The 16,194-nt window shown below is 64.5% G+C and carries 16 protein-coding genes; 11 read left to right on the top strand and 5 right to left on the bottom strand.

Annotated elements, in window-relative coordinates; genetic code table 11:
- On the top strand, positions 1-1,042 hold a 1,042-nt coding region (locus EPO55_RS18295; protein WP_296338517.1), incomplete at its 5' end, for an AMP-binding protein.
- A 3-nt stretch (positions 1,043-1,045) separates the two neighbouring features.
- Here EPO55_RS18295 and EPO55_RS18300 read toward each other — a convergent pair.
- Positions 1,046-2,254, bottom strand: a complete 1,209-nt coding sequence (locus EPO55_RS18300; RefSeq protein WP_296338520.1) for a cobalamin-independent methionine synthase II family protein — start codon at positions 2,252-2,254, stop codon at positions 1,046-1,048.
- Between the two features lie 2 nt (positions 2,255-2,256).
- Positions 2,257-3,057: an enoyl-CoA hydratase/isomerase family protein gene (locus EPO55_RS18305; protein WP_296338521.1), complete on the bottom strand. Its 801-nt coding sequence runs from the start codon at positions 3,055-3,057 to the stop codon at positions 2,257-2,259.
- Positions 3,058-3,137: 80 nt separating this feature from the next.
- Here EPO55_RS18305 and EPO55_RS18310 point away from each other — a divergent pair, with 80 nt between their 5' ends.
- Positions 3,138-3,524, top strand: a complete 387-nt coding sequence (locus EPO55_RS18310; RefSeq protein WP_296338522.1) for a Rid family hydrolase — start codon at positions 3,138-3,140, stop codon at positions 3,522-3,524.
- 10 nt (positions 3,525-3,534) lie between these two features.
- Here EPO55_RS18310 and EPO55_RS18315 read toward each other — a convergent pair whose 3' ends face one another.
- From EPO55_RS18315 to EPO55_RS18325, 3 genes are read right to left on the bottom strand one after another with little or no spacing between them, the layout of a single operon-like run.
- The gene (locus tag EPO55_RS18315; RefSeq protein WP_296338523.1) at positions 3,535-4,308 is read right to left on the bottom strand and encodes a C13 family peptidase; all 774 of its coding nucleotides are present in this window, start codon (positions 4,306-4,308) and stop codon (positions 3,535-3,537) included.
- 30 nt (positions 4,309-4,338) lie between these two features.
- Complete coding sequence (locus EPO55_RS18320) at positions 4,339-4,992, bottom strand: TetR/AcrR family transcriptional regulator (RefSeq protein WP_296338524.1); 654 nt, start codon at positions 4,990-4,992, stop codon at positions 4,339-4,341.
- Entirely contained in the window at positions 4,989-6,035 is a 1,047-nt protein-coding gene (locus tag EPO55_RS18325; RefSeq protein WP_296338607.1) for a phosphotransferase, read from the bottom strand. The genes EPO55_RS18320 and EPO55_RS18325 overlap by 4 nt, the downstream gene beginning before the upstream one ends.
- A 560-nt stretch (positions 6,036-6,595) precedes the next feature.
- Between EPO55_RS18325 and EPO55_RS18330 the strand changes: the two genes are divergently transcribed.
- The 9 genes from EPO55_RS18330 to EPO55_RS18370 all read left to right on the top strand — a co-directional run bounded on the left by EPO55_RS18330 (position 6,596) and on the right by EPO55_RS18370 (position 16,194).
- On the top strand, positions 6,596-7,045 hold the full coding sequence (locus tag EPO55_RS18330) for a tripartite tricarboxylate transporter TctB family protein (RefSeq protein ID WP_296338525.1): 450 nt from the start codon (positions 6,596-6,598) through the stop codon (positions 7,043-7,045).
- Position 7,046: 1 nt separating this feature from the next.
- A complete protein-coding gene (locus EPO55_RS18335; protein ID WP_296338526.1) occupies positions 7,047-8,549 on the top strand; it encodes a tripartite tricarboxylate transporter permease in 1,503 nt (500 codons plus the stop codon).
- Positions 8,550-8,568: 19 nt separating this feature from the next.
- Positions 8,569-9,525, top strand: a complete 957-nt coding sequence (locus EPO55_RS18340) for a hydroxymethylglutaryl-CoA lyase (protein WP_296338528.1) — start codon at positions 8,569-8,571, stop codon at positions 9,523-9,525.
- Positions 9,522-9,878, top strand: coding sequence for a cupin domain-containing protein (locus EPO55_RS18345; protein ID WP_296338529.1), 357 nt, complete (start codon positions 9,522-9,524; stop codon positions 9,876-9,878). The genes EPO55_RS18340 and EPO55_RS18345 overlap by 4 nt, the downstream gene beginning before the upstream one ends.
- 157 nt (positions 9,879-10,035) lie before the next feature.
- Positions 10,036-12,276 carry a TRAP transporter fused permease subunit gene (locus EPO55_RS18350; RefSeq protein WP_296338530.1) on the top strand — a complete coding sequence of 747 codons (2,241 nt, stop codon included), beginning with the start codon at positions 10,036-10,038 and terminating at the stop codon, positions 12,274-12,276.
- A 240-nt stretch (positions 12,277-12,516) separates the two neighbouring features.
- Positions 12,517-13,674: a TAXI family TRAP transporter solute-binding subunit gene (locus EPO55_RS18355; RefSeq protein ID WP_296338532.1), complete on the top strand. Its 1,158-nt coding sequence runs from the start codon at positions 12,517-12,519 to the stop codon at positions 13,672-13,674.
- 189 nt (positions 13,675-13,863) lie between these two features.
- Positions 13,864-15,048, top strand: coding sequence for a CoA transferase (locus EPO55_RS18360; RefSeq protein WP_296338534.1), 1,185 nt, complete (start codon positions 13,864-13,866; stop codon positions 15,046-15,048).
- A 64-nt stretch (positions 15,049-15,112) separates the two neighbouring features.
- The gene (locus EPO55_RS18365; protein ID WP_296338535.1) at positions 15,113-15,814 is read left to right on the top strand and encodes a DUF6134 family protein; all 702 of its coding nucleotides are present in this window, start codon (positions 15,113-15,115) and stop codon (positions 15,812-15,814) included.
- Positions 15,811-16,194, top strand: a complete 384-nt coding sequence (locus EPO55_RS18370) for a hypothetical protein (RefSeq protein WP_296338536.1) — start codon at positions 15,811-15,813, stop codon at positions 16,192-16,194. The genes EPO55_RS18365 and EPO55_RS18370 overlap by 4 nt, the downstream gene beginning before the upstream one ends.

A 16,194-nucleotide genomic window follows, 5' to 3' on the forward strand; every position in this document is an offset into this window, starting at 1 on the left:
CACGACCAGCGCTCCCAAGTTCGTGCTGCATCGCCAAGGCGCGATCGCAAGCCACGCCCAGCAGGTGGCACGCGTCTTCGGCTTCACCGCGCCCGACACACTCTCCCTTTCGATTCTTCCGCTCTGCGGCGTCTTCGGCTTCAACCAGACCCTCGCCACTCTCGCCGCCGGGAAACCCTGCGTGCTGGTCGAATCCTACGAAATCGACGAGATTACCCGCCTGATCGCCCATCATCGGCCGACCACCCTGTTCGGCAGCGACGATATGTATGCGCGCCTGCTCGACCTCGTTCCCGGCGACAGGCCCTTTCCGTCGATCAAATGGGCGGGCTATGCAGCCTTCAATGCTGCGCTCGGCGCGTTGCCCGAGCAGGCCGAGGCACGCGGGCTCAGCCTGTGCGGTCTCTACGGCATGAGCGAAGTCCAGGCGCTCTATGCGCGTCAGCCGCTCGATGCCGCAGTGGCGCGGCGCAAACTGGGCGGCGGCGTGCCGACGTCGCCCCTCGCCCACGTGCGGGTCCGCGATCCCGAGAGCGGCGTGCTGCTCGGCGCCGGGCAGCCGGGCGCACTGGAATGCGCCGGCCCCTCCTTGATGGTCGGCTACTACGGCAACGATGCAGCGACCGCCGAGACCATCACTGCCGACGGCTACGTCCGCACCGGCGACCTGGCCGAACTCGATGGCGAGGGCGGATTCACGTTCCTCAGCCGCATGGGCGACGTGCTGCGGCTCTCGGGCTTCCTCGTCAATCCACTCGAAATCGAGAGTCACGTTCAATCGATCCCTGGAATCAGTGCCTGCCAAACGATCGCCGTACCGCGATCAGACGGCGTTCGCGCGATTTCCTTCGTCATTCTCGAAGCCGGTGCAGCGCTCGACGAGGCCGGCGTCATCGCCCACTGCCGACGCGGCCTCGCGAACTACAAGGTGCCGCTGCGCGTGTTTGCGGTCGACGACTTCCCGGTCACACCGTCACCGAACGGACCCAAGATCCAGCGCGCGAAGCTCAGGGAGATCGCAGAAAGGCTTCTGTCGACCTGACGACTACCACAACTGCTTACTGGCAAGCGCCGCGCCTTGCGCCAGCGTCTCTAGCTTGGCCCAAGAGATGTCGCGATGAACGCGCCCGCCGAGGCCGCAGTCGGTCGAGGCGATGACGCGCTCGCGGCCGACCAGTTTGGCGAAGCGGCCGATGCGTTCGGCCACCAGTTCGGGATGCTCGACGACATTGGTCGCATGGCTCACCACGCCCGGTAGAATCAACCTGTCGTCGGGCAGCTTGGTGTCCTGCCATACCGACCACTCATGCTCGTGCCGCACGTTGCCGGCTTCGAACGAATAGGCGCCGGCGTCGATCGCCAGCATCACCTCGACGATGTCGCGCATGGCGATGTCGGTGGTGTGCGGGCCATGCCAGCTGCCCCAGCAGAGGTGGAAGCGGACGCGATCCTTCGGCAATCCACGCAACGCATGGTTCAGCGCCTCGACCTTGGGCATGGTGAACTTGCGATACTCCTCCGCGGTCGGCTCGGGATTGATCTGGTCGAAATTCTCTGCGATCGCCGGATCGTCGATCTGCAGGATCAGACCGGCTTCGATGATCGCCTTGTACTCCTCGCGCATGGCGTCGGCGCAGGCGAACACGAATTCGTCGTCGCTCTTGTAGAAGGTGTTGCCGATGCGCGCGCAGCTCGCCGGACCGATCGAGGTCATGAAACCCTCGCTTGTCCCCGACGCCGCGAGTGCGGCCTTGAAGTTGGCGATGTCGGCGGTGATCGCGGCATGGCCGGTGTATTTGAGTGGCCCGACGCAGACCGGCCAATCGGTGGCGCGCGGACCAGTGGTGATGCCCGACTCGGGATCGGCGTAGGCGGCGGCGAATTTCAGCCGATCGCGACGGTCGCCGAAGCTCGACAGCACGGTGTTTCCCGGGCTCGAGCGCCGCACGGGAAACTGATAGAGGCTGAGCCCGCGCACTTGCAGGTTGCCCAACCGCTGGAATGAGTAGCTCCACCAGGCGCGGTAGTTGACCTTGCTGCCCATCGACTTGCCGTATTCGCCGTCGCCGGGCACGGCGATGCCGGCCGCCACCTGGCGGCGGACGACGTCGACCACGGATTGCGCCAGTTCCTTCTGGAAGCCGGCCTCGTCGACCGTGCCGGCCTCACGCCGGGCGTTGGCCTCGATCAGCTCGTCGGGCCGCGGCAGTGAACCGGCGTGGCTGGTCAGGATGCGATCGCTGCTATGTCTCATGGTCAGCGCCCCTTGAACGGCTTCGGTTCGCGTTTCTCGCTAAAGGCCCGAGCGGCTTCCTGGAAATCCTCGGTGAGATAGAGCCGCTCCGGCGCCGTCTGGAACATGACTTCCCGACTGAGGCGGTCCATGTACCAGCGCCGCATGCGCACGGTGGAGCGCACGCTGAGTGGCGGGTTCTTGATCACGTCGCGCGCCAGATCGCGCGCCACGTCGAGATACTTGCCCTTGGCGGCTACGCGATTGATCAAATTGGCTTTGAACGCTTCCTCGGCGGTGAAGAAACGCCCAGTGAGCGCTGCCTCCATGGTAAAGGCGCCGCCACCGCGATAATGCATCAGGGCCCAGTACTTCCCGGCACCGAGACCACGCGAGGTCTCGGTGACCTGGAATTTGGTTCCCTCCTCGGCCACGACCAGATCGCACTCCAGGACGATGCCGACGGACAGTCCCAGCACATAGCCGTGTGCGGCGGCGATCACCGGCTTCCAGTTCACCGCCTTGGTCAGGAGATCGGAGGAATGCGTGCCACGTCCCTGCGGTCCGCCCAGCCTGAGGAATTCCTCGCGGCTGCGAAGCTGGCGCTGCTGAACGTCGGCGCCACTTGAAAAGGCGCGGCCGCGACCGTTCAGGATGGCGATCTGTGCCGCGTCGTCCATGTCGAAGCGGTGCAGCGCGTCCGAAAGTGCGCCCACCAACTCGTCGCTGAAGGCATTCAGTTTCTCGGGGCGATTGAGAGTCAGGGTGACGATCGCGCCTTCGCGCGCATAGTCGACGAGGGAGCCCGATTTGGTGCCGGTCATTGTTCGTTTCCTCCGACCGAGACCATTTGCCAACGCTGGCGGAAATGCAATGCTCCCGGCCCTTCCAAGGGAGAGAAACGATGGCCAAGCGCAAGAGTGTCAACTACCCCGGCTACAGCCACCAGAACCCAATCCCCAATGCCAGCCGGATCGGCAACATCCTGATGTCGAGCATCATGAATGGGACCGAACCGGGCACGCGCATCGCTCCGCCCGATCTCGCCGGACAGGTCACCAACATCTTCAAGCACATCCGCCTGTGCGTCGAGGCGGGTGGCGGCACGGTCGACGACATCATCAAGATCAATTTCTGGATGAAACAGCCCTCGACCGGCCGCGCGGCCCTGAACGAAGAATGGGTGAAGATGTTCCCGGATGCGGCTTCACGGCCGGCCCGTCACACCCTATCGCTGGCAGCCGACAGCGCACACCTCGTTACGTGCGACTTCACGGCCGTGATCGACTGACGTCAAGCCCCTAGCGCGACGGCAACCGTAAAGCCTCGACCTGGGCGCCGACGAACATCTGCGGCTGCGAGGGCGGCCGCATGCCCATGCGGCGTTCGAGACCCTCGACGCAGGAACGCGTGGCGACGGCCAGCTCGCGCCATGTGGTGGCACTGTCGAACTGCTGCAGTAGGCACTGGTCGTAGTAGGTGTACTGATCGCCCGTGCCGCAGCCGAAGCTCGTGCGGTCCGTCGCGGCCGCGGTCAGAATCACGCGATTGGGCTTGCGCATATCGGGCGTCAGGAAGGTCCCGCTATGGCAGGCCGACACCACGACCACGGTCGGCACCGAGCCGCAGCCCACGCTCAGCACCCGATCGAGCGAGCCAGGATCGAACAGCCTGCGATCCGTCCGCAGAAAGAACCCCTTCTGCTCGCCATGGCTGGTGACGAAGACGAGACAGGCGTCGCCGCCTCCGGCGCGCAACGCGGTCGCCACGTTGGCGACGCTCGCAAGCCGTGCCGGTGTGGTACGCCCGGCATCCGAGGAATAGACCGAGATGTCAGTTACGCCATGCGCCACGAGCTTCTCGCGCAACGACTGGACGCCGTTGTCGAAAGCCGGGCTGTTATTGTCGCCGGCGATCAGTACCGCGCGCCAGCGTCCAGCCGGCACGGCACCTTTGCTTGGTGCAGCCGCGATGGCCGTGCTGCGGCTGCTGGGCGGCGGCGTGTTCGTCGCCTCCGGCGTACAGGCAGAGGCGAAGACGAATGCCAGGGCAAGTGTCGCCAAACGTACGAACATGCCCGGATACTCCAGTATTCTTGGGCTTAATTAAGGCCGGGCCCCGACCGCCCGCAGCGCCATGTCGGCGTAGAGGCGGGACATCTCCTCCTCGGCGATCTGTCCGCCGGGGCCATACCACATGGAAACATGTGTCCACTGGTCAAGCAACGCCATGGCGATGGCCTTGAGATCCTGGCGACCGCCGGTCAATGGCGGATCGAACAGCCCACTCTCCACTCCCTGCCTGAGGATCGCGACGACAACGTCGCGAATGGCGCGGCGGCTGCGGCGGATATCGGCGACGCGCGCCGCATCGAGCCAGCCGATCTCGCGGTTGGCGACCAGGGCTTCCACCCGGAGCCGGCAATGCCGCATGACATAGACGCGCACGAACGCTGCCAGTTTGGCGCGCGGGTCATCGCCCGCGCCGGCCACCGCCTGCTGGCATATCCGCTCGAGTTCGCCCTGGGTCGAGGCGATGATGTCATGCAGCAGCTCGTCCTTCGACTTGAAGTGATTGTAGAGCGCCCCCTGTGTCAGCCCGCAGGCCTTCATGATGTCGCGGACCGTCACCACCGGGTAACCGCGTTCGGCGAACTGCTGGAACGCCGCGGCGCGGATCGCCTCGATCGGCGGTCGCTGTTCGCGCTCGGCGGCAACGGGCACCGCGGCGGCCGTCCGCACGGGCTTGCGCTTGGTCATCTCGTTCCTCCGCCGATGCTTTCGACGATCTTCCAGCCGAGTTCGGCCGCCGGACGCACCAGCTTTCCGGAATCCGCGGCGCGAACGTTCGACGCCGTGCCGTCGAGTGACCGGGCATAGACGCCTTGGCGTATGCACGAAACGCGAAACAGGTTGTAGGCCATGTAGAAGTCCCAGAGCGCGGGGTCGGGCACGGACCGCTTCGAGAGGCCGCAGTAGTAGGACACCATCTCGCGCTCCGTCGGCAGCCCGAGCGCTTCGAGATCGTGGCCACCGAGGCCACCCCAATCCTTGGGCGTGCGCCACAGCATGCAGAGATACGAGAGTTCGGCCAGCGGATCGCCCAACGTCGAGATTTCCCAGTCGATGATGCCGAGCACCCGCGGCTGGGTGGCATGGAAGATCATGTTGTCGAGCCGATAGTCACCATGGACCAGCACCGTCTCGGCATCGGCAGGCAGGTGTGCCGGCAGCCATTCCAGCAGCTTGTCCATAGCCTCGATCGCTTCGGTCTCGGAGGCCTTGTACTGCTTGCCCCAGCGGGAAATCTGGCGTGCGACGTAGCTGCCGGGGCGGCCGAAGTCGGCAAGGCCCAACGCCGCATAGTCGACCGCATGGAGCCTTGCCAGCGTCTCGAATTTGGCCCGATAGATAGCCAATCTCCCTTCCTTCGGCACTTCCGGCAGGAGCGGATCCCACAGCACGCGGCCGTCACAGTACTCCATGATGTAGAAGGGAGTGCCGACCACGCCCTCATCTTCGGACAGGGCAAAGGCCCGGGGCGTCGGCACATCGGTCTTGTTGAGGGCGGCAATCACCCGAAATTCACGGTCGACTGCGTGGGCCGACGGCAGGAGCTTGCCCGGCGGCTTGCGGCGCAGCACGTAGTGCCGCCCGGCACCATCCGTCAGGCGGTAGGTCGGGTTCGACTGGCCACCGCGGAACTGCTCCGCCCGCACTGGCGGCACGAAGCCATCTACGTGAGAGGCCATGAACCGGCCAAGCGATTGCTCGTCGAATCGGTGCTTCGCCTGCACCTCCATCGTGCCGATGTAATCTGCGCCTTTACGTGCCAATAACTGCCCCTGAACGGTCGTTCATTTGGCAGGGAGTTTGCTCGTCCGTCGGAGCGCACGCAATATCGACCAATGGGGAGTCTGCGTGGCTGTCCCGCTCGCAATAGTGTCGAGGGCGAGGTCATCGCGGGTGACCGGATGAACTAGATCCGCCTCGTCTCTAGGCATCGATGGCGGAACTTTGAGCACTTCATCTGCTACCCCTCAATCTCCAATTCCAGCAAAGAGGCCATTGGCACACCCGGCCGATCGGTCGATGCGCCAGGCGGTGGCGCCCTGTTCTGCTTGGTGGTGCTGCCGCTGCCCGCGCTCTTTGTCGCGCCCGTCGCGACACGCCAGGCGGCTCGTGCACCCGGCGCGCTGATCGTTGGCTCTTTGTCTCACCGCCACCGCCGTGCGGCTATTGCAGCGCTCCTGAACTTGGGGCTTGGGCAAAGAGGTAAATTCGTGTTTATCTAACCCTCGTACAGGCTCGGGGGTTCGAGCCCAACGATACATTGAAGACTACGCGTTTCTGGGAGGCGTCGTTGAATCGATTCCTGAGCAAGGACTTTTTGTCCGGGCTGATGTTCATTGGCTTCGGCTTGGTGGCCCTCTATTTCGGCCAGAAGCTGGCGCTCGGCACGACGGTGCGCATGGGGCCGGGCTACGTGCCGCGCATGCTGGCGCTGATCATGATGAGTCTTGGCGGGGTGATCTGCGTGGTCGCCCTGGTCGCCGGCGCCGAACCGGTCGAGAAGCCAAAGTGGAAGCCGATCACCCTGGTGACCATCGGCATCATCTGCTTCGCCCTGCTGTTTGAACGCGCCGGCCTGCTGCCGGCGCTGGTCGTGCTGATCCTGATCGCCTCGCTCGCCGGTGAGGAGTTCAAGCTGAAGGAAGTGCTCGCCAACATGGTCGTTCTGGCGATCGTATGCACCCTCGTCTTCAAGGTCGGGCTCGGGATGAATATCACCATCCTGCGCGGAGTGTGGTGAGATGGATCTCCTAGACAACCTGGCCCTTGGCTTCAGCGTCGCCTTCAGTTTCCAGAATCTCCTGTATGCCCTTCTGGGATGCATGCTCGGCACGCTGATCGGGGTTCTCCCCGGCATCGGTCCCGTGGCGACCATCGCCATGCTGCTGCCGATCACCTTCCACCTGCCGCCGGTCGCCTCGCTGATCATGTTGGCCGGCATCTACTACGGCGCGTCTTATGGTGGTTCGACGACGTCGATCCTGGTCAACTTGCCAGGCGAAGCGGCGTCAGTCGTGACCTGCCTCGACGGCTATCAGATGGCGCGCAAGGGGCGCGCCGGTGCGGCGCTGTCGATCTCGGCGGTCGGCTCATTCTTCGCCGGCACTGTGGGCACCGTCATCATCGTCATGTTCGCCGAACCGCTGACGCGCATGGCGCAGAAATTCGGCCCCGCCGATTACTGCGCCTTGATGGCGCTCGGACTCGTCGCTGCTGTCGTATTGGCCAGCGGCTCGGTCCTGAAGGCCATCGCCATGGTTTTCCTCGGCCTGCTGTTCGGTCTGGTGGGCACCGACGTCAACACCGGCGCGCAGCGCTTCACCTTCGACATCCCGGAGCTCAGCGACGGTATCGATTTCGCGCCGATCGCCATGGGCCTGTTCGGCATCGCCGAGATCGTGGTCAACCTCGAACGACATTTGACGCGAACGGGCACCATCAAGGTGGGCTCGCTGTGGCCGACGCGCGAAGAGACCAGGCGGTCGATTCCGGCCATCCTGCGCGGCACCATGCTCGGCGCCGCACTTGGTGTGCTGCCAGGCGGCGGACCGACGCTGGGCGCCTTCTCGGCCTATACGCTCGAGAAGAAGCTCTCCAAGAACCCGGGCGAGTTCGGCAAGGGCGCCGTCGAAGGCGTGGCCTCACCCGAGGCGGCCAACAATGCCGCGGCCCAGACCTCGTTCATTCCCATGCTGACGCTCGGCATTCCCTCCAATGCCGTGATGGCGCTGATGGTCGGCGCCATGATCATCCAGGGCATCCAGCCCGGGCCCGAGGTCATGACCAAGAAGCCGGATCTGTTCTGGGGCATGATCGCCTCGATGTGGATCGGCAATGCCATGCTGGTGGTCATCAACCTGCCGATGATCGGCATGTGGGTGAAGCTGCTGACCGTGCCCTACCGCTTCCTCGCCCCGGCGATCCTGCTGTTCTGCTGCATCGGCGCCTACAGCCTGCAGAACAGTACCTTCCACGTCCTGCAGGTCGCAGCCTTCGGCGTGCTCGGCTACATCTTCGCCCGCCTCGGCTGCGAGGGTGCACCGTTCCTTCTGGGCCTCGTGCTCGGTCCGCAGATGGAGGAATACTTCCGGCGCGCCATGCTGCTGTCGCGCGGCGATGCGATGGTGTTCCTCGAGCGGCCGATCAGCCTCGGCCTGCTCATCACCACGGCCCTGCTGCTGGTGCTGATGGCCCTGCCCAGTATCAAGAAAGCGCGCAAGGAGGCCTTCCAAGAGGAAGGCTGACGCCCGGAGGAGGCCCGCCATGTCCGACTTGCCCAAGCGCGTGCAGATCGACGAGGAGGGCCCTCGCGAGGGCTTCCAGTCGGAGAAGAAGGCGATCCCGGTGGCCGACAAGGTCCGGCTCATTGAGGCGCTGGCGGATGCAGGCCTAAAGCGGATTGCCTGCGTCTCCTACGTGAATCCCAAGCGGGTGCCGACCATGGCCGACGCCGAGGAAGTGGCGGCCGCCATCCGACGCAAGCCCGGCGTGCAGTACAGCGCGCTGTGGCTGAACCAGCAGGGCCTCGAACGGGCGCTGCGCGGTCCCCTTCATGTCGATGGCGGCGTGCGGGTCACGGCCTCGAATACCTTCTCCCTGAAGAACATCGGCAAATCGGTGCCGGACGCGATGGTCGAGCAGCGCATGTCGCTCAAGACCTTCAAGGACCGCGGCATGCCCGTGGAATGGGGCATCATCCTCGGTGCCTTCGGCTGCAACTATGAGGGCGAGCTTTCCGCGGAGCTGATTCTGCAGCGCGTTCAGCTGGCGCTCGATGAGGCCACGCTGGCGGGCTTCACGCTCAAGGGCATCAAGCTCACCGACGCCATGGGTTGGGCGACGCCGCAATCGGTCGAACGCCTGATCGGCGCCATCCGCAGCAAGTGGCCGGAACTCGAGATTTCGCTCCACCTGCACGACACCCGCGGCACCGGCATGGCCGCCGCCTATGCCGGCCTCCGGCTGGGCGTCACCAGGTTCGATGCCTCGATCGCCGGCCTTGGCGGCTGCCCGTTCGCGGCGACCGACGGCGCGGTCGGCAACATCTGCACCGAGGACTTCGCCTACATGTGCGAGGAGATGGGCATCGAGACCGGCCTCGACGTGGACAAGCTGATCGAGGTCGCAAAAATCGCCGAGGACGTGGTCGGCCGGCCCCTGCCCGGCCATGTCATGCGCGGCGGCACGCTCAAGGCGGCCAAGCAGAGGGCCGCAGCATGAACGCCGAGACGATGCCCATGGCCTTGCGCGACTCGACCTACGTCGACGTGGCCAGCGTTCCCTGGCAGCCGACACGCTTCCCGGGGATCGACTGGAAGATCCTCATGGAAAACAAGGACACCGGCATGTCGACCGTGCTGATGCGATGGGCACCGGGAGCACGTCTCCCCCAGCATGAGCATGTGGCGGTCGAGCAGACCTTCGTCCTCGCAGGGTCTTTCGCCGACCACGACGGCGTCTGCAGTGCCGGAAACTATGTCTGGCGCCGGCCCGGCAGCCGTCACGATGCCTGGACCGACGAAGGCTGCCTGATGCTCGCGTTCTTTTTGAAGCCGAACACGTTCTTCGATTGAACCCGGCCTCCCGACTGGGCAACATGCCAGGCAACAGGCGCCGGAAACAAGGCGCTCAAAGGGAGGATCTCATGAATCTACGCCTTGTTCAGGCGAGCGCTGCGTTGCGTGCTGGAATCGACGCGATCTCTAAATAGTCGATCTCAGGCCGCATCCCATGACAGACCGAGCGACGCCGATCGTCTTTGACGACCCGCACCAGGTCGGCCCCGCCGAGGCCGAAACCATGCGCCTGCGGACGCTGTCGGGGGCGTGGCGCTGGGCACTCGTCGTCCTGACCGGCGTCACGATCTTCCTCTGCATCAACCAGCAGTTCGCGCTGCGCTTCTTCGTCGGCTTCACTCAGCTCAACACCGAGTACTTCTATCTCCTGATCTCGTGCATGTTGCCTTTCACTTTCTTGATCTTCCCGGGAAGCCCGAACGCATCGATGACGCGGCTTCCCTGGTACGACATCGTGCTTTTTGCCAGCACCGCTCTCGCGTCGCTGTACCTCATGCTCCACATCCGCGAAGCTGCCGAGCTTGGCTGGGAATTCGGCGATCCGCCCCAGTCGATCATCTGGGCGGGCTACGTGATGTGGGCTGTGCTGATGGAGGCGCTGCGCCGTACCGGCGGCTGGAGCCTGATGCTCTGTGTTCTGCCCTTCACGGTCTATCCGCTGTTCGCCGGCGCGGACTGGCTCGGCCCCCTCAGGGGCAACCAATCGACGCTCGACCAGACGACCGCCTACCACGTGCTTTCGACCGAAAGCCTGCTCGGCATTCCCATCCAGGCCTTCGCCGATGTCGTGATCGGCTTTCTGGTATTCGGCACCGCCCTGATGATGACGGGCGCCGGCAAGTTCTTCATCAATTTGGCCTTCGCGCTCTGCGGTACCTTCCGGGGCGGCGCCGCCAAGGTCGGCATCTTCGCATCCGGCCTGCTCGGCATGATGTCGGGCAGCATCGTCAGCAACGTGCTGACCGCGGGCACGATGACGATCCCGACCATGAAGCGGACTGGCTTCACTGCTTCCTACGCCGCCGCCATCGAGGCCTGCGCGTCGACCGGCGCCGTGCTCGCCCCGCCGGTGATGGGCGCCACCGCTTTCGTCATGGCTCAATTCATGGGCACGACCTATGCCGAGGTCGCGGTCGCCGCCATCATTCCGGCAATCCTCTACTACGCCGGCCTGTTCATGCAGGTCGACGCCTATGCGGCGCGCAAAGGCCTCAAGGGTCTCGAACGGCGCGAGCTGCCCAGCCTGGGGCAGACCTTCAAGGAAGGCTGGTACTTCGCCTTTGTCGTGATCGTTCTGGTCGTCATGCTGCTCTACTTCAAGCGCGAGAGCCATGCACCTTTCTATGCAACGGCGCTGCTATTGGTGCTGAATCAGTGGGAGCAGCCGGGCAAGTGGAAATCGATCAACACCATCGCGCTTCTCATCGCCGTCACCGCCACGGCCGTCATGACCATCCGCGGCGAAGCCTATGCCAAGGCCATTGAGTTGCCGGCGGGCGATCCCGGCTTGTTCGATGCCTGGATGAACGCGGTCCTGCTTCCGGCGCTTGGTGGGATGCTGCTCCTTGTCGTGCTGAATGAGCTTGGCGGAGAAAAACGCTGGGGTCTCGCCAAGTACGTCAAGTTTCTCGAGGCGAACGGCCGCACCTTCGTCGAACTGGTTGGCATCCTGGCGGGCTGCGGCCTCCTGATCGGCGCCTTTTCACTGACCGGCGTGATTTCCTCGCTCGCCAACGATCTGCTCGCGCTGGCCGGCGGCAATGCACTGCTGCTGCTCGTCATGTGCGCCATCACAAGCCTGGTGCTCGGCCTCGGGCTGACGACGACCGCCTGCTACATCTTCCTTGCCATCCTGGTCGGTCCGGCGTTGGAGAAACTCGGCCTCAACAAGATGGCCGTGCATATGTTCATCTTCTACTGGGGCATGCTGTCGTCGATCACCCCGCCAGTGGCCATCGCCTCCTTCGCCGCGGCGGGAATCGCCGGGGCACCCGCCATGAAGACCGGCTGGGAGTCGATGTGGGTCGGCAGCATCATCTACTTCATCCCGTTCTTCTTCGTCATGAATCCGGCGCTGGTGCTTCAGGCGTCGGCGCCGGGCGAAGCTATCCCCTACTTCGAGGCGTTCTATCTGACCGCCACGACGTTGTTCGGGACCGTGTTCATCTGCGGCGGCATCCAGGGCTACCAGGCGGGCGTCGGCGACCTGCGCGCCGCCGGGCCATTCGAATGGCCGCTGCGTGTGCTTCTGATCCTTGGCGGGCTGGTGATGGCGACGCCTGGCGGCGGCCTCATGCCGGTTAGCAACACGACGATGGAACTTCTGGCGCTTGCCATTCTTGTTCCCACCGTCATTGCCGCGCTGTTGCTCGTGCGCCGCTTCCGCGCGGCGTGAACAGAGCTGCCGGCAATCCGGCTGGACTCACCAGCCAGCGGCGGCCATGATTGCGGACAAAGCAAGCGGCGGGCCTACCGTCGCCGAGACCAGGGAGCGAACGTCATGGGCACGCGCTGGAGCGCGTTCCCTCGCAAGTGATCGCAGTACTGCCGTCGAGGGATCGACGGCAACTGTTGGTCTGCGTCCGCTTTCGATCTCGCACGATGGCGACAGCGCGAACCAAAGGGAGGAACGATCATGCTTCGGCGAACAATGATCACGTCGGCACTGGTGGCAACCGCTGCCATTTGCGTCGGCCCGGCCTGGGCCCAGAGCGTCAAACTGCCCGACACGCTCACCATGACGGCCTACGATACCGGCACATCGGGCTTCAACATCGCCGTCGCCGTCGGGAAAGTGCTCAAGGAGCAGTACAAGAGCGACTTGCGCGTCCTGCCGGCGGGTAACGACGTCGCCCGTCTGGCGCCCCTGAAGAACGGCCGCGCACAGGCCTCCGCGATGGGCATCGGCGGCTACTTCGCCTCCGAAGGCCTGTTCGAGTTCGCGGTGGCCGGCTGGGGCCCGCAACCACTGCGGCTGATGCTGTCGGCGGCCTCGTGCAACGGCATCACCCTCAATGTTGCCAAGGACACCGGCGTCAAGGAATTCAAGGACCTCAAGGGCAAGCGCATCGGCATCGTCGTCGGCTCGCCGGCACTCAATCAGAATGCCTATGCGATTCTGGCCTTCGGCGGCCTCACAAAGAACGACGTCAAGTTGGTCGAATTCTCGAGTTTCGGCGCCATGTGGAAGGGCATGATCAACAACGAGATCGACGCCGCGATCGCCTCCACCATCACCGGCACGGTCAAGGAGCTCGAAACCTCGCCGCGTGGCGTGGTGATGCCACAGACACGCGCTTCCGACAAAGCAGGCTGGGCTCGCCTGCAGAAGGTCGGGCCCTATTTCTACCCCCACAAGGTGACTTGCGGGGCAGGCGGACTGAGCAACTCCAATTCGCTCGAGCTGCCGACCTACCCGTACCCGATCTTCATGGCGTATGCCGCCGAGAAGGCGGACCTGATCTATTCCATCACCAAGGCGATGATCGACGGTTACGCGCAGTACAAGGATGCAGCGCCTGGTGCCGATGGCCTGGACGTCAAGCTTCAGATCCTCTCTTGGGTGCTGCCCTATCATGAGGGCGCGGTGAAGGCGCTGAAGGAGGCCGGTGTCTGGACCGCCGAAGCGCAGAAACACAACGACATGCTGATCAAGCGCCAGGACGTGCTCGGCAAGGCATGGGCCGAGTTCAACAAAGCCAGTCCGCCGGCGGACAAGGCTGCCTTCACCGCGGCATGGATGGCGGTGCGTAAGGCGGCGCTCGAAAAGGCTGGCATGGATCCGGTGCTCTAGTAGCCGCTGCGGCTCCTGGTCGTGTCGGCCGGTCCGCTGGTCGTAGCGTCGGCCGATCGCCATGAGCCGCTTGGCAATATGGCGACGGCGCCTCCGGCGTCTGCCATTCTTGTCGCGACTGCCATTGCCGCGCTATTGCTCGTGCGCCGCCTTCGCGCGGCCCGGTGCAATAGGCAAGGGAGCGAGTAGATGGCAGGCGTCCTGGAGGGCATTCGCGTTCTCGATTTCGGCCGGTATATCGCCGGCCCGTTCTGCGGCACGATGCTGGGCGATCTGGGCGCCGAGGTTATCCGCATCGAGAAGCTCGACGGCAGCGAGGACCGCTGGGTCACCCCGGTGGTCGAGGGCGGCGAAGGCGCGATGTTTCTCCAGATGGGCCGCAACAAACTCGGCCTCACGCTCAATCCCGTGAAGCCGGCCGGCCGAGAGATCGTGAAGAAGCTGGTCGCCGTTTCGGACGTGGTGATCGCCAACCTGCCCTACGAAGACCTGCAGAAGATGGGCATCGACTACGACACCATCTCCGCCATCAATCCCAGGATCATCCTCGCCACGACCTCGACCTTCGGCTCGGAGGGTCCCTACGCCACCCGGGTGGGCTTCGACACGATCGGACAGGCGATGTCCGGCGCCATGTTCCTGTCGGGTGACGGCAAGGTGCCGACCCGCATGAACGCCCCTTTCGTCGACTTCGGCACGGCACTGCTCAACACCGTGGGCGTGCTGGCTGCCCTGATCGACCGCGCCAAGAGCGGCAAGGGCCAGAAAGTCGAGACGGCGTTGCTGCGCACCGCCATGAACATCACCAACGGCCACCTGATCGAGCAGGCCATGCTCAGCCTCAACCGCATCGCCACCCTCAATCGCGGCTTCACCGCCGGTCCGTCGGATACCTTCAAGTGCAGGGACGGCTGGATCTACGCCATGACCATCGGCCAGCCGCTTTTCGTACGCTGGTGCAAGCTGATGGGCGACGAGTCCTTGGCCAGCGACCCGCGCTTCAAGGACGACCTCGCCCGCGGCGACAACGGCGAGGCGCTGTCGGCGATCATGCAGAAATGGTGCAACGGCCGCACCGCAGCCGAGGCGCTGGCCGCTCTCGAAGCCAACCGCATTCCGGCCGGCCCCGTCTATACGCCGCAGCAGGCGCTGGACGACAAGCACGTGCAGGACGCGAAATTCCTGCACCCGATGGACTTCCCCGGCGCGACCAAGCCGGTTCCGGTGCTCCAGGAGCCGGTAAAACTATCCCGCACGCCGCTTACCATCCGCCGCCGCGCCCCGAAACTGGGCGAGCATACCGACCAGATCCTGCGGGAACTTGGCTACGAGCCGACCGTTATCCAGAGGCTGCGGGACGACCGCGTCGTCTGATCGCGGATGTTGCGGCGTGATCTGAAAGCCCAATCCGACGTATAATTGGAGGAGGAGTCGGAATATGCGCCGGGCGGTTCTTGCGACGATTCTTGTAGTGACCGGAGCGGCCACGACGGCTGCGACTGGCGATTTTCCCTATGGAAGTACCCATTCGTTCAACGTCTATCGCAACGGCCAGCAGATCGGGAGTCACACCCTGTCCTTTCAGGGCAACGGCCAGCAGCGCACCGTGGCAACCTCGATCGACTTCGCGGTAAGGGCGCTAGGTCTCACGGTCTACCGCTACAGCCATCGCGGCAACGAGGTATGGAACGGCTCGACCCTTCAGTCGATCGACACCAAGACCGACGACAACGGCAAGCAATTCACGATGCGCGCCCGGCATGACGGCAATCGGCTTGCGGTCGAACGAAAGGGCGCCGATGTGGCCTTCGGCACCTCGTTGAACGACCAGGGGCTCCAGCGCAACGACGCTGTCGTCGAAGCCTTGCCGCCCACGGTGCTGCCCTCGACCCACTGGAACCTGAATCAGGTCAAGCAGTCGATGCTGCTCAACACCCAGTACGGCACGCCGTCCAAGGTCCAGATCACCAACTTGGGACGGCAGACGATCAAGACCTCCTCGCGCTCGATCGAGGCGACGCACTACCGCTATGCCGGCGACATCACCATGGACCAGTGGTTCGACGATCGCGGCCGCTGGGTAAAGGCGGCTTTCAAAGCTTTCGACGGCTCGGAGATCGAGTACATTCTGCAGGAATGAACCCTGCCGACCGCTTCGCCCGACTGCCCGAACTGCTCGCCGCCGATGCCGACCTCTGCCGTCGCGGACGCTGGTTGGACGCAGACTGCCGCGTCGACATCGGTGCCGAGCCCTTCTATCTGACCCTGCGCCAGGGCGCTCTCGCCGATCTTGCCCGTGGACCTCGCCTGCTGCGTTCCGTGGCATTCTCGGTCAGCGGCACCGAGGATGCCTGGCAGCGCCATTGGCGAAAAGTGCCCGAGCCCGGCTGGCACGATCTCTTCTCGCTCACCAAGCGTGGCGCGGCCTCGATCCAGGGTGACCTGCGGCCGCTGCTGCAGAATCTTCAATACTTCAAGGACCTGCTGGCACTGCCGCGTCGGCTGCCGGAGGCGGACTGA

The organism is Reyranella sp. (assembly GCF_004296935.1).
Classification (GTDB): Bacteria; Pseudomonadota; Alphaproteobacteria; order Reyranellales; family Reyranellaceae; genus Reyranella.